Source organism: Chryseobacterium sp. KACC 21268, from assembly GCA_028736075.1.
In the GTDB taxonomy this organism is placed as follows: domain Bacteria; phylum Bacteroidota; class Bacteroidia; order Flavobacteriales; family Weeksellaceae; genus Epilithonimonas.
On sequence record CP117875.1, the window covers coordinates 600,180 to 614,774 of the forward strand.

The 14,595-nt window shown below is 35.0% G+C and carries 11 protein-coding genes; 8 read left to right on the forward strand and 3 right to left on the reverse strand.

Annotated features, from left to right (window positions below):
• Both rsmI and PQ459_02915 read right to left on the reverse strand, forming a co-directional pair.
• Positions 1-675, reverse strand: coding sequence for a 16S rRNA (cytidine(1402)-2'-O)-methyltransferase (gene rsmI / locus PQ459_02910; protein ID WDF47442.1), 675 nt, complete (start codon positions 673-675; stop codon positions 1-3).
• Positions 676-2,034 carry a hypothetical protein gene (locus tag PQ459_02915; protein WDF47443.1) on the reverse strand — a complete coding sequence of 453 codons (1,359 nt, stop codon included), beginning with the start codon at positions 2,032-2,034 and terminating at the stop codon, positions 676-678.
• A gap of 125 nt (positions 2,035-2,159) precedes the next feature.
• Between PQ459_02915 and PQ459_02920 the strand changes: the two genes are divergently transcribed.
• The 6 genes from PQ459_02920 (at position 2,160) to PQ459_02945 (ending at position 10,789) form a co-directional block, all read left to right on the forward strand.
• Complete coding sequence (locus tag PQ459_02920) at positions 2,160-2,747, forward strand: thymidine kinase (GenBank protein ID WDF47444.1); 588 nt, start codon at positions 2,160-2,162, stop codon at positions 2,745-2,747.
• A gap of 18 nt (positions 2,748-2,765) precedes the next feature.
• Entirely contained in the window at positions 2,766-5,210 is a 2,445-nt protein-coding gene (locus tag PQ459_02925) for a bifunctional UDP-N-acetylmuramoyl-tripeptide:D-alanyl-D-alanine ligase/alanine racemase (protein ID WDF47445.1), read from the forward strand.
• Between the two features lies 1 nt (position 5,211).
• Positions 5,212-7,368 carry a patatin-like phospholipase family protein gene (locus PQ459_02930; protein WDF47446.1) on the forward strand — a complete coding sequence of 719 codons (2,157 nt, stop codon included), beginning with the start codon at positions 5,212-5,214 and terminating at the stop codon, positions 7,366-7,368.
• Positions 7,369-7,372: 4 nt separating this feature from the next.
• The gene (gene ybeY / locus PQ459_02935) at positions 7,373-7,789 is read left to right on the forward strand and encodes an rRNA maturation RNase YbeY (GenBank protein ID WDF47447.1); all 417 of its coding nucleotides are present in this window, start codon (positions 7,373-7,375) and stop codon (positions 7,787-7,789) included.
• Positions 7,790-8,015: 226 nt separating this feature from the next.
• The gene (gene mnmG / locus PQ459_02940; GenBank protein ID WDF47448.1) at positions 8,016-9,878 is read left to right on the forward strand and encodes a tRNA uridine-5-carboxymethylaminomethyl(34) synthesis enzyme MnmG; all 1,863 of its coding nucleotides are present in this window, start codon (positions 8,016-8,018) and stop codon (positions 9,876-9,878) included.
• A gap of 89 nt (positions 9,879-9,967) precedes the next feature.
• Positions 9,968-10,789 carry a class I SAM-dependent methyltransferase gene (locus PQ459_02945; GenBank protein ID WDF47449.1) on the forward strand — a complete coding sequence of 274 codons (822 nt, stop codon included), beginning with the start codon at positions 9,968-9,970 and terminating at the stop codon, positions 10,787-10,789.
• A 219-nt stretch (positions 10,790-11,008) separates the two neighbouring features.
• On the opposite strand, the gene PQ459_02950 is transcribed toward PQ459_02945, so the two are convergent.
• Positions 11,009-12,199: a phosphoglycerate kinase gene (locus tag PQ459_02950; GenBank protein ID WDF47450.1), complete on the reverse strand. Its 1,191-nt coding sequence runs from the start codon at positions 12,197-12,199 to the stop codon at positions 11,009-11,011.
• A gap of 679 nt (positions 12,200-12,878) precedes the next feature.
• Between PQ459_02950 and rpiB the strand changes: the two genes are divergently transcribed.
• Positions 12,879-13,310 carry a ribose 5-phosphate isomerase B gene (gene rpiB, locus PQ459_02955; protein WDF47451.1) on the forward strand — a complete coding sequence of 144 codons (432 nt, stop codon included), beginning with the start codon at positions 12,879-12,881 and terminating at the stop codon, positions 13,308-13,310.
• Positions 13,311-13,496: 186 nt separating this feature from the next.
• Positions 13,497-14,594: a PDDEXK nuclease domain-containing protein gene (locus PQ459_02960; GenBank protein WDF47452.1), complete on the forward strand. Its 1,098-nt coding sequence runs from the start codon at positions 13,497-13,499 to the stop codon at positions 14,592-14,594.
• Position 14,595: the final 1 nt, after the last annotated feature.

Sequence of the window (14,595 nt, forward strand, 5' to 3'; positions counted from 1 at the left end):
TTAGATAGAATTATTCACAATCAAAACAATCTCACCTTTCAAAGTTTTGCTTTTTGAGAATGCAATCAATTCATCAATATTCCCACGTTTCGTCTCCTCAAATTTTTTGGAAATTTCCCTGCTCAAGCTGACTTTGGTCTCATCGCCGAAGAATTCTTTGATTTGCTCCAAGGTTGTGTTGATTTTATGCGGACTTTCGTAGAGAATGATGGTTTTCTTTTCTTCTGCCAGTTGTTTCAGTTTGGTTTGTCGTCCTTTTTTTTGTGGAAGAAATCCTGCGAAATAGAAATCGTGATTCGGCAATCCGGAAACTACAAGCGCCGGAACAAACGCTGTTGCGCCTGGTAAACATATCATTTCCAAATCTTTATCTGCACAAGCTTTCGCCAAAAGATAACCTGGGTCAGAGATTCCTGGCGTTCCAGCATCGGTGATAATCGCAATCGTTTGTCCGTTTTCCAAATCATTAATGACTTTCTCCGTCATATTATGCTCATTGTGCAAATGATAGGACTTCAACGGTTTTGAAATCTCGTAATGCTTCAGGAGAAATCCCGAAGTTCTGGTGTCCTCGCACAAAATATAATCTACTTCTTTCAGCACTTTTACCGCACGGAAGGTCATATCTTCCAGATTCCCAATTGGCGTTGGTACGAAATATAAAATTCCACTCATTTATAAAAATCTATTTTCCACCAAAGTCCACAATCTCTGCGCATAACTATCCACTTTCTTCCAATCTCTTTCGTAATAGATATCGCTCAAAAACTCCTGAGCTTTATCCAATGAAGTGAAAGAATTAAGAACCGTAACCACTTGATTCAATTCACTTTGACTTCCATCAAAAAGATGTTGGGAAAAAGCAATTCTATCATTCAAATCGAGCTTGAATTCTGGTTTTGGTTTTGGCGCTTCCATATAATCTGTCGGCACATTGTTTTTCAAAAGACTTCCCGATTCTTGTTTTGGCTGATGTTGCTCCATATCTTCCAAATGGTCATCATCGAAAAGAGATTTAGCCACTTTCAAACCTTTGATATTTGCGAGCTTGAATTTTTTATCTGGATGTTCGTCTTGCGTTTCGTAATCTTGCCTTGGCTTTTCCTGCGGAACTGCATTTTTGGAAAGCTCCACAATTTTTCTGCGGTTCTCTTCCAATTCTTTCAACTTAGCTTCTTTCTCCGCAAGTCTTTCTTGGTAATCATCTTCTTTCGGTGCTTGAACTTCTTCCCTGTTCATCGCAAAAGAGAACTGGCTGTCTTGCATCGGCTCTAATTTCTGAGAACTATCTTGCAACAGGTTTTCCTCGATTTCAGAAACAAATTCGTTTTCTTCAACTTTTTCCTCAACTCTATTTTCTTCAGAACTTATTTCGGCAAAACTTGAAACTTCACTAACAGGTTCATTTTCTAAAACTTGATGTTCTTCAGCGTGAATTTCTTCATCAATTTGATTTTCCTCAGAATCGATTTCAGCGAAGTTTGAAACTTCTTCCATCAATTCATTTTCCTTGGAATCAATTTCTGAAAAATTGGAAACTTCCTCTACAGATTTATCTTCTAAAACTGAAATTTCTTCAGATTGAAATTCCTCTTCAACTTCATTTTCTTGAGAGTCGATTTCAGCAAAATTTGAAACTTCATCAATTACATTTTCTTGAGAATGTTCCTGCTCATCAATTTCTTTAAATGAGTGAACTTCCTCAACTTCCGGAACATCATCAAAAATATCGTGAACTTCAGTTTCTGCCACGATGATTTCCGCTACTTTATTTTCATCATCAAATTCCTCAACAGAAATCAAATTAGAATCAAGGTTTGTTTCTTGATTTTCAGTAACTTCTAACGCTTCATTTGTGGTTGGCGAAAAACCAAATTCATTCGAAATTTTCAAATAAGAGAATTTTTGATACAATTGATTCAGCTGATTTTCTTTGGTCAAAAGATTTTCATAAGAATCAGAATTCGACAGTTCTGCCAATAGAATCTTGATTTCACCGAAAATTTCTTCGTATGGATGTTGCAAGTTTTGCATAATAAATCTTATTAATTTTTACTTAAATTTGATGTTTATAAATTTAAGAACAATTTTGTTCTCTAAAAGGATTTCGTTAAGTTTTTCTTAATTGAATTTTAAAACAATTTTTTGCTAAATTAATAATGTTTTTAGAAAATACAATCAATCATTCCAAACAAAGTGGTTGGATGGAGGTTATTTGTGGCTCGATGTTTTCCGGCAAAACGGAGGAATTGATTCGAAGGCTTCGCCGTGCAGAAATGGCTGGTCAAAATGTGGAAATTTTCAAACCGAAAATCGACACGAGATATTCGGACGAAGATGTGGTTTCCCACAACCAAAATAAAATCAGAAGTACAGCCGTAGAAAATCCTTCCGAAATACTTTTGCTAGGTTCCAATTGTCACGTTGTGGCGATTGACGAAGCCCAATTTTTTGATGAAAGCATTGTTGACGTCGCTAATCAATTGGCAAACAACGGCATAAGAGTCGTGATTGCCGGTTTGGATATGGATTTTCTTGGACGACCGTTCGGCCCAATGCCAAATCTAATGGCAACCGCAGAATATGTGACGAAAGTTCACGCAATTTGCCGACGAACAGGGAATTTAGCCAATTATTCTATGCGAACTTCCGCAGGACAAGACCTTGTGGAATTAGGCGAAACTGAAGCGTATGATGCAGTCAGCAGACGTGTTTTTGTAGAAGAAGTTATCGAAAAAAATAAATAGTTTATTCTTTGTAAATCAATGAATTACACCATCAAAGAAATTGCAGACATTACCAATTCCGAAGTCATCGGAAACGGCGAAATCAAAATCAAAAATATTGCTTTTGACAGTAGGACGATTTATTCTACGAAGCACACTGCGTTTCTTGCTATCAATACCAAAAAAAATTCAGGTCAAAAATATATTGATTCTGTCATCGAGAAAGGGATTGAGACGATTATCACTGAAAATCAAATTGATAATCCTTCTATCAATCAAATTATTACAAAAAATTCGGTTGAGTTTTTACAGACTTTGGCCAAATATCATTTTGAACATTCTAATATCAATTCGATTGGAATTACCGGAAGCAACGGTAAAACGATTTTGAAAGAATGGCTTTATCAATGTTTAGCAAATGAATTTGTGACGGTGAAAAGTCCGAAGAGTTTTAATTCTCAAATCGGTTTGCCGTTATCATTACTTCAAATCGATAAAAAGCACGAGTTGGGAATCTTCGAAGTTGGGATTTCCAAGCCGGAGGAAATGCAAAATCAGGAGAATATTTTTCATCCTAAGATTGGTCTGCTGACTCATATTGGCTCTGCACATTCGGCAAATTTCAGTTCTGAAGAAGAATTGATTAATGAGAAATTAAAGCTGTTTAAAAACTCAGAAATTATATTTTATAATGCTGATAATCTATTGGCAGTCAAAATTATAAATGAATTATATTCAAGTAAAAAATTAATATCATACGGATTAGAAATTAGCAATGACATTCATATTATTTCTGATGTGAATGACAGAACTCAGGATATTCAAATCAAATATTTTGATGAAATCATCACGCTTCCAATTTTCCAAAGAGACGAAGCAACTTTAACAAATGTTCTCGCTTTAATTGGAATTTTGAAAGAACTAAAAATTTCAAATTCTGACATTAAAGAAAAAATCGATGCTTTGAAAGCAATTGAAATGCGTCTGGAAAGTATTGAAGGCATTAGAAATAATTTGATAATCAATGATTCTTATAATCTGGATTTGGATTCTTTGAAGATTGCCTTTCAGTTTATCGGTGAATATAACAAGCCAAAGAAATCCCTGATTCTGACGGATATTTTGGATTCCAGCGAGAATTCACAAGAACTTTATGCTGAAGTTTCGGAGCTTGTGAATGAGCAGAAATTTGATAAAGTCTTTCTGATAGGAGAAGAAATCAGTGCTTTCTACGAATTATTTTCTGCTGAAACCTACACTTTTAATAATACCAATCAATTCATTGATAGCAAAGTTATTAATGAAATTGAAAATCAAGTTATTCTTCTTAAAGGTGCCAGGAAATTTGAGATTGAAAAAATCAAAGAAATTCTTGAATTGAGGAAGCACGATACAGTATTAGAAATCAACTTAAATGCGATTCTTCATAATATCAATTTTCATAAATCATTACTAAGACCGGAAACCAAAATGATGGCAATGGTAAAAGCAAATGCTTATGGATTAGGAAGTTATGAAATTTCAGAATTTTTACAATTGCATCACATTGATTATCTTGGTGTTGCTTTTGCAGACGAGGGTGTTGAACTTAGAAAAAAAGGAATCACAACGCCAATCATCGTGATGAATCCCGAGCAACACAGTTATGATGCGGTGATTGAATATAATTTGGAACCAGAAATTTACAGTCTGAGAGTTTTAGAATTATTCAATGAGCAATTAATCAAATCTGGAAATCAGCAAAAATATCCGATTCACATTAAGCTCGAGACCGGAATGCATCGGCTTGGTTTTAAGGACTTTGAATTGGATGAATTAAATGAAAAATTAAATACAATGAATGTCAAAGTTCAGAGTATTTTCAGCCACTTATCTTCGTCCGATGTTCCAGAAGAGAAAGAATTTACATTAAACCAGATTAGAACTTTCGAGAAGAATTCAAGTTATCTCATCAATCGGCTTGGTTATAAAACTTTAAGACACATTTTAAATTCAGCTGGAATCTCAAATTATTCTGATTATCAATACGATATGGTTAGAATCGGAATCGGAATGATTGGCGAATCTTCTAACAAAAAGATTAAAAAACAACTTCAGGATTCTGTTAGTTTCAAAACTGTTGTTTCTCAAATTTCTGAGGTAAAATCTGGCGAATCAGTTGGTTACAGCAGAAAATTCAAAACGGAACACGATACAAAAATTGCAACAATTCCCGTTGGTTATGCAGATGGAATCCCGAGAATGGTCGGAAATAAAGTCGGAAATGTTGGCATTAATAAAAAACTTTGCCCAATCGTCGGCAACGTTTGTATGGATATGATGATGATAAATGTGGATAATGCGAACGTTAAAGAAGGCGATTCTGTGGTGATTTTCAATTCGCATCCAACTTTGGAAGAATTTTCAAAATATTGTAATACAATTACTTACGAAGTTCTAACTTCTATTTCTCCGCGAGTAAAAAGAATATATATAAAAAATTAAAATGATTAAGAAACTCTTTTATCTGGTAATTTTCTTGGCTTATCTGACGATAAATTCTCAGGTAAAGGAAAATCTTGTCATCCCAAAAAATCCGAGAATCGGACTTTCGCTGTCCGGCGGTGGAGCCAAAGGTTTTACGCACGTTGGTGTGTTGAAAGTTTTGGATTCTCTTGGTGTCAAAATCGATTATATCTCCGGAACCAGTATGGGCGCGATTGTAGGTGGTTTGTACGCTTCTGGCTACACGGGAAAAGACATTGAGAAAATAGTGATGGATACGGATTTCTATTCATTGATTACCGACCCAAAAACGCGTCAGGAAACGTCATTTTTTAATAAAAGTGTGGACAAATATCTGTTGACAATTCCGCTCAGAAATGGTAAAGTTTCCTTTCCATCGTCCATTAGTACAGGTCAAAGGAACATTTATCTTCTCAAAGAATTGATGAAAAACGTCTCGAACATTGATGATTTTTCCAAATTGCCTATTCCTTTTATGTGTGTGGCTACGAACATCGAAAGTGGCGAGATGAAGGTTTTTGAAAAAGGAGATTTGGTGTCTTCCATATTGGCTAGTTCGGCATTTCCTTCTCTTTTGGAGCCTGTGAAAATAGGTGATAGCATTTATGTTGATGGTGCGATGAGCGTCAATTATCCATCAAAACCCTTGAAAGATAAAGGGATTGATATTGTAATTGGTGTGGATTTAAATCAACCTTTAACAAAGCGTGACAATCTGAATAGCGTTATTTCAATCCTTAACCAAGTCATTGATTTTGGTATTCAAAAAGAAACCAAAAATCAATATAAATATACAGATATTAATATCAAACCAAATCTTACGGGAATCACGGCGACCAGCTACGACAGTAAACGCCAAATCCTGGACAGTGGTTACGTGGAAGCCTTAAAATACACAGATATCCTGAAAGAATTACCAAAAAGAAATTTCGAAAGGGTCAGGTCTTCCATCAACCCCATCTTCTCAAATGTCTACAAAATTGACAGCCTTGTAGTAGATAATGCCAAAATCTACAGGTCAAACTACATTCGTGGAAAAATGGGGCTTAAAATCCCTTCTATGCAGACTTATGGAAGCATCAACAAGATGCTGGATAAGCTCTATGCGACCAATAATTACAAGTTCATTAACTACGACATCGTGCAGGAGAACAACAGCAATTATCTCAAGCTGAACGTCACCGAAGATGAAACCCGACATTTCCTGAAAATCGGTTTGCATTACGATGAGATTTTCAAAACCGGATTACTTCTTAATTATTCAGCAAAACGACTGCTATTTAGAAATTCGAATCTTTCTTTGGATATTGTCGTGGGAGATAAACCTCGGTATTATTTCAACTATTTTATCGATAATGGCTACATTCCTGGATTCGGGATTTACTCCTCAGCAATGAGTTTTGATTTGAAAAATTCAGATAACAACACGATAGAAAGTTGGGACTGGTTCAGAAACGAAGTTTTTATCCAATCCGTTTGGAAAGATAAATTTGCAATGGGAGGTGGACTCAGCTACGATTATTTCGAAAGCGATAAAAATGGCGCAGATAAAAAAGACGCCAAATTTATGAATCCGTATGTCTTCCTGAAAAGTGATACGCAGAATGACAAAGATTTCCCTACGAAAGGATTTTATTTCAATGCTGAAGGGAAAATCATTGACTTGTTTAGCGACGAAATAGATAAGAAACCATTGCTCGTTAAAGCAGACATCAAAATGAATTTCTACATTTCTAAGCTTTTCACGTATCGCCTGAATTTATACGGAGGTATCACAATTGGGGAAAATCTTCCTTCATTTTATCAATACAGAATTGGAGGAATTTTTGAACAGAACATCGTCAATTTTAAAAGATTTGCAGGTTTTCAATTTGGACTGCTCAATGACAACAATATTTTTCTAGCGTCCAATGATTTTCAATTGCGCTTTGGCAAGAATTATTTTCTGGTTGGAAATTTCAGTTTTGCAAACCTTTTCGACTCCATCAAATTCGAAGATGCAGTCAAACTTAATTACAGTTCCATCGGTTTGACGGCGGGCTACAAATCGCCTTTCGGTCAAGTAAAATTGAATCTGAGCAAATCACTCAACAACCACAAAGCTATTTTCAGTGTGATTTTAGGACACTGGTTTTAACATTATGATAAACTATTTTTTCGAAAACATCGACCCAAAAAAGATAGATTCCAACATTTCCAAATGGCTGGAAGATTTGATTCTTTCAGAGAACAAAAAGCTTGGCGATATCAATTACATCTTTTGCGACGACGAGTATCTTCTCAAGGTCAATCAGGATTATCTCGACCACGATTACTACACCGACATCATCACGTTTGACTATGTGAAGGGGAAAACCATCTCAGGAGATATTTTCGTATCTTTGCCCCGCATTTCGGACAACGCTTCTACCCTATCGCAGGATTCAGAAAAGGAGTTCCGCAGAGTTTTGGCTCACGGCATTCTTCATCTCTGCGGTTACAAGGACAAAACCGATGAAGAAGAATCCACAATGCGCCAAAAAGAAGATTTTTATATCAACCGATATTCAAATTTTTAGGAGCTAATCCTGCTTTCCGCTATATCTTTTTTGTTTTTTCAGAACATTTGTCAATCCAATAGAAGTGATTGCACAAAAAAACAAAAAAGGATGTCGCTGCAATCAGGGCTAGTTACGATTAGTATTTTAAAAGAATTTTTCGATAATGTTTCACGTGGAACATCTCGATTTAAATTATCAAATTTTATTGCTATTAGCGAATAGCTTTTAGCCAAAAGCAAATAAAATGATTACAGAAATATACGACGTTATCGTCGTTGGTGCAGGCCACGCAGGTTGTGAAGCCGCAGCTGCAGCAGCCAATTTAGGCTCCAAAACCCTTTTGGTCACAATGAATATGCAAACCATTGGACAAATGAGTTGCAACCCGGCAATGGGCGGCATTGCGAAAGGACAAATCGTCCGTGAGATTGATGCAATGGGCGGATATTCCGGAATCATTGCGGACAAATCAGCCATTCAGTTCAAGATGTTGAATCTTTCCAAAGGTCCGGCAATGTGGTCACCAAGAACCCAAAACGACAGAATGCTTTTCGCTGAAGAATGGCGTTTAGCACTTGAAAACACACCAAACCTTGACTTTTTTCAAGATATGGTCAAAAGCTTAATCATCGAAAATGGTAAAGCTGTCGGTGTTGTCACAGGCTTAGGAATTGAAATAAAATCAAAATCTGTAGTTCTCACAAACGGAACATTCTTAAATGGTCTGATTCACGTTGGAGACAAACAATTAGGCGGCGGAAGAATGGGCGAACCAAGAGCTTTTGGAATAACGGAACAATTGGTTTCATTAGGTTTCGAATCTGGAAGAATGAAAACAGGAACGCCTCCAAGAGTTGACGGAAGAAGTCTCGATTATTCCAAAATGGAAGAACAAAAAGGCGACGAAAATCCTCAGAAATTCAGTTATTTAGATACACCTAAGTTAACCAAACAATTAAGCTGTCACATCGTTTATACCAACGAAACAGTTCACGATATTTTACGTGAAGGCTTTGACAGAAGCCCAATGTTCAACGGAACGATTCAAAGTACTGGACCAAGATATTGCCCGAGTATTGAAGATAAAATCAATCGCTTTGCAGAAAGAAACAGACATCAACTTTTCGTAGAACCAGAAGGTTGGAAAACAGTGGAAATTTATGTAAATGGTTTCAGTTCATCACTTCCGGAAGATGTCCAAATCAAAGCAATGAGACATATTCCAGGCTTCGAAAATGTGAAAGTCTTCCGTCCTGGTTATGCCATAGAATATGACTACTTCCCTCCTACTCAACTATATCATACGCTCGAAACTAAGTTGATTCAAAACTTATATTTCGCAGGCCAAATCAACGGAACTACAGGTTACGAAGAAGCAGCCGGACAAGGCTTGATGGCGGGTATTAATGCGCACAACAAAGTTCACGACAAGGGTGAATTCATTCTCAACAGAGATGAGGCTTATATCGGCGTTCTAATCGATGATTTGATTACAAAAGGAACTGAAGAACCATATAGAATGTTCACTTCCCGTGCAGAATATAGATTGCTTCTAAGACAAGATAATGCAGACATTAGATTGACAGAAAAAGCTTACAATCTTGGTTTGGCAAAAGAAGAAAGATTGAGAAATGTGCACGAAAAAATCACAAAAAGTGATGAATTGGAAGCTTATTTGAGAGAAACTTCAATCAAACCAAATGCTATCAATCCAATTCTTGAAAGCATTGAATCTTCTATTGTAGACCAAGCTTACAGAGCTTCTCATTACTTGACTCGTCCAAATATGACTTTGGAAAAGCTACAAGAAATTCAAACTATAAAAGATATTACTTCAGCCTACAAGGAAGAAGTGCGAGAACAAGCAGAAATCAACATCAAATATAAAGGTTACATCGAAAAAGAAAAGGAAAATGTGGCCAAACTAAACCGTTTGGAAACCATCAAAATCCCTGAAGATTTCGATTATTCTAAACTATCATCTCTATCTACAGAAGCTAAACAAAAGATGACCAAAGTAAGGCCCGTAACTATCGCTCAGGCTGGTAGAATCAGTGGTGTCTCTCCTTCTGATATCAATGTTTTGTTGATTTATTTAGGAAGATAATTTACAATGTTCCACGTGAAACATTATTATTCAAAGTTCAATATTCCGAGTTTATCACTTTGCTTATTGAACTTTAAACTTTGAATTATATGAAAATTAAAGACCATTTTCTCTCTCAAGAAGAATTCGAAATTGTAGAAACTGAAACAAAAGGTGTTTTCAAAACAGCTCCTATCCCATCGAATATTTCCAAATATTATGAGAGTGAAGATTACATTTCGCATCATCAGGACACTGGAAGTTTGAAGGAGAAAGTTTACAAGTTTTTACAATCTTTCAATCTTCAATACAAGAAAACGATTCTTCTGGACAGAATAAAAAAGGATTCTAAAGTGTTAGATTACGGTTGCGGTGCGGGAGAATTTGCAAAATATATTGAAAATGATTTTGAAACTTTCGGGTTTGAACCAAATTCGGACGCAAGAAATGCAGCGATAAATAAGACGTCAAAGGCAAAAATTATTGATGATTTAAGTTCAATAGAAAATCAAAGTCTGGATGCCATTACACTTTGGCACGTTTTCGAACACATCGAAAATCAGAGAGAAATGCTGGATGTTTTTCATTCAAAATTAAAGGAAAAAGGTTTGCTGATTATCGCAGTTCCAAATCCGACTTCTTACGATGCGAAACATTACAAAGAATTTTGGGCGGCTTATGATGTACCAAGACACATCTATCATTTTTCAAAGAACGGAATGGAAAATCTCATTTCTAAAAATCCGGACTGGAAATTAAGAAAAATCAAACCGCTCCTACTAGATTCATTTTATATCTCAATGTTGAGTGAAAAATATAAGAAATCACCTCTTTTTTGGCTAAAAGCTGTCATCCACGGAACGATTTCTAACATAAAGGCACTTTTTAACACCGAATTTTCGAGTTTGATATACATTATCGAAAAAAGATAGAAAATCGATTTTTGAGCAGTTTCTGAAGGTCAATTTTCAGCAATTTTATTCAAAATTTGTTAATAATTACAAAAATCTAGGAATTTGGTCGATTTTCTAAATTTTACAAAAGTCCTTGAGAATCGCTTAAAATATTTTTCTTGAACATAATTCAAGTACAGACAAAAATAAAACCGACAAATTGCTTTGTCGGTTTTTTATATTTTAGAAAATATAATCTTATTTGTTGATTGCGGCAACGCCTGGAAGTTCCAAACCTTCCAAACTTTCCAACATTGCTCCTCCTCCAGTCGAAACATAACTTACTTTGTCAGAATATCCGAATTGTTTCACAAACGCAACACTGTCTCCTCCTCCAACTAAAGAGAACGCGCCAAGTTTAGTTGCTTCAGCAATACTTTCACCTAAAGCTTTAGTTCCATCAGCAAAATTTGACATTTCAAAAACACCGATTGGACCATTCCAAAGAATCGTTCTTGAGTTTAATAAAACATCATTGAAGATTTCTCTTGATTTTGGACCTGCATCCAAGCCTTGCCAATCTTCAGGGATTTCTCTGATGTCAGCGACTTTCTTCTCAGCTTCGTTGTTGAAATCGTCAGCAATGATAACATCTGTCGGAAGATAAACTTCTACATTGTGTTCTTTTGCTTTCTCTAGAATTTCAAGCGCTAAACTCAATTTATCGTCTTCAACAATAGATTGTCCGATTTTCCCGCCCAACGCTTTGATGAATGTGAAAGACATTCCACCACCGATGATTAAGTTATCAATTGCTGGAAGAATATTTTCTATAATTGTAATTTTTGTGGAAACTTTAGACCCTCCAAGTATCGCAGTTACAGGCTTTTCACCAGATTTAAGAACTTTATCAATCGCTACTAATTCATTTTCCATTAGTAAACCGAAAAATTTAGTAGAAGGAAAGAATTCAGCGATTACAGCTGTGGAAGCGTGTGCTCTGTGTGCAGTTCCGAAGGCATCATTCACGTAAGCATCACCTAATTTTGATAACTTCTCAGCAAAAGCTTCATCACCTTTTTCTTCCTCACTATGAAAACGAAGATTCTCCAACAAAAGAATTTCGCCAGGTTGAAGTTCAGCGGAAGCTTGCTCAGCCTTCTCTCCTATTGATTCGTCCACAAATTTCACTTCTTTACCAAGCACTGAAGAAACTTCGTCTAAAATATTTTTAAGGGAATATTTGTCGTTTACTTCGCCTTTTGGTCTTCCAAGGTGAGTCATTAGGATTACAGAACCGCCATCAGCAATGATTTTATCTACAGTTGGTTTTACAGAAACAATTCTGGTATTGTCCGTCACTTTCAGATTTTCGTCCTGAGGAACATTGAAGTCAACGCGTACTAAGGCTTTTTTGTTTTTAAAATCGAAATCTTTTATAGTTTTCATTAAAATAATAATTTAAGGTTTTATAGAAAGAACAGAATAAATCCTGCCCTCTTTGTTTCACAAATTTAAAACTTATTCTTCCCTTTCAAAAATTTAATTTGCAAAAAGAATCCACAAACCTTCATTACATTATTATACATCTCTTTTTCTTTTTATAAAAAAATAGTATTGTAGTCTATTGTTGTAGTGCGGTAGTATGCGGAGAAATAAAACTTGATTATTTCATCACACGAAATGTGGATTAATGAGTAGGTTTTTAACATTAGTTTAATATTGATAATCAAATCATTATGATTGTTATCAACAAATGTTTGTAATTAATTTCCGATGTCAATATTAGAAACCATTCTGGGGATAAACTTCCTTGAAGTGAATCAAAACTAAGTTGAAATAAAGAATTGAAGTTGTCAGAAAATAGTTCATTACTAAAAATTATCATTAATAAAAAGAAATACTTGGCAGAAGTTATCCACAGGTTTTCTAACAATTTCTAACATTCTATTATCTTTTTATTAATGATTATAAAATTTGATTATTTAATTAGCATTATTAATTTTATATTGTTGATATTTAAATAATTAATCCGAGGTATCATTGATAATTGTATTAAAATAGTATGCCAACATTAATAAAATATGTATTAATTTTATCCTTGAAATAAATCTATAAATCAAACGAAATGAAAAAGATAGCAATAGCCTGTGACCACGCGGGTTTTGAGTATAAAGAACTAATCAAAAAATACCTCGACGGCAAGTATGAAGTCCAAGATTTTGGCACCTACTCTGCTGATTCTGTTGATTATCCCGACTTTGTACATCCGTCTGCAACGTCTGTAGAAAATGGAGAAAACGAATTGGGAATTTTGATTTGTGGAAGCGGAAACGGCGTACAAATCACCGCAAACAAGCATCAAAAAATACGATGTGCACTTTGTTGGATGCCGGAAATTGCATCATTGGCAAGACAACACAACGATGCGAATATGATTTCGATTCCTGCGAGATTTATTTCAAAGGAATTGGCATTCGAGATTGTAGATAAGTTTCTGACCACGGATTTTGAAGGTGGAAGGCATCAAAACAGAGTTGATAAAATAGCATTTTGCTAAACATAAAAAAGCCTGTAATTTCTAAGATTACAGGCTTTATTTTTAAAGTTATATCTTTGCAATGCATTTCACAGAGAAAGTTCTTTCTCACGAAACCATAAATTAATACAAAGGTTTCCCAAACTCCCCTATTTTATTTTATCTTTATTAAAAATTAAATCCACATTTATGGATTGATTTAGAACAATGCAAGAAATATCTTTACTAATTTCCAAAATCGGAGAAACCCAAAGTTTCTTCAAAAACCAAGCTCAAAGACAAGTGAATATAGCATTGACTTTGAGAAACTGGTTGATTGGTTTTTATATTTCTGAATACGAACTCAATGGGAATGACAGAGCAGAATATGGCAAGAATTTGTACAAGGAAATAGCAAGAAAATGCAGAGATATTCCCGGAATGTCCGAAAGAAATCTTTATTGGTTTTCTACTTTTTATAAAACATATCAAAACATTTTGCAGTCACCGACTACAAAATTATATATTGTTGATAATCAATTGAATGAAATTTTGCAGTCACTGACCGCAAAATCTAAAGAACTGTATTTTGATTCAGATAATTCTTACATAGACAAGCTTATTAATAATCTAAGTTTTACACACATCGTAGAATTTTTGAAACTGGATGATTCAACCAAAAGAACTTTCTACGAAGCAGAATCCATTAAAAATAATTGGTCGGTCCGGGAATTGCAAAGAGCCGTCAATTCTATACTTTTCGAGAGAACAGGTTTAAGTAAAGACAAGCTAAAAGTCTTGGAGGAACATAAAAAATCTGAGAAACCTCAGGCAGAAAACTTTTTCAGAAGTCCTTATATTTTGGAATTTTTAGGTCTTAAGGAAGAAACTTCTTACTCCGAAAATCAGTTAGAACTTAGTATTATCAATCATTTGCAAACTTTTCTTTTGGAAATGGGCAAAGGTTTTTGTTTCGAAGCAAGACAGAAAAGAATCACTTTTGATAACACGCATTATTACATCGATTTGGTTTTTTATCACCGGATTTTGCGTTGTAATATTTTGATAGACTTAAAGTTAGGTGAATTTTCTCACGCAGATGCGGGACAAATGAATGTTTATCTCAATTATTATAACGAAAACGAAAAAAACGAAGGCGACAATCCACCAATAGGAATTATCCTTTGTGCCAATAAGAACGAATCTTTGGTTAAATATGCTACCACAGGACTTTCTCAGCAGATTTTTGTGAACAAATATTTGGTGAGCCTTCCAAAAGAAGAAGACTTGAAAAGGATTATTGATAAGGAACAGGATAAATTTTAAA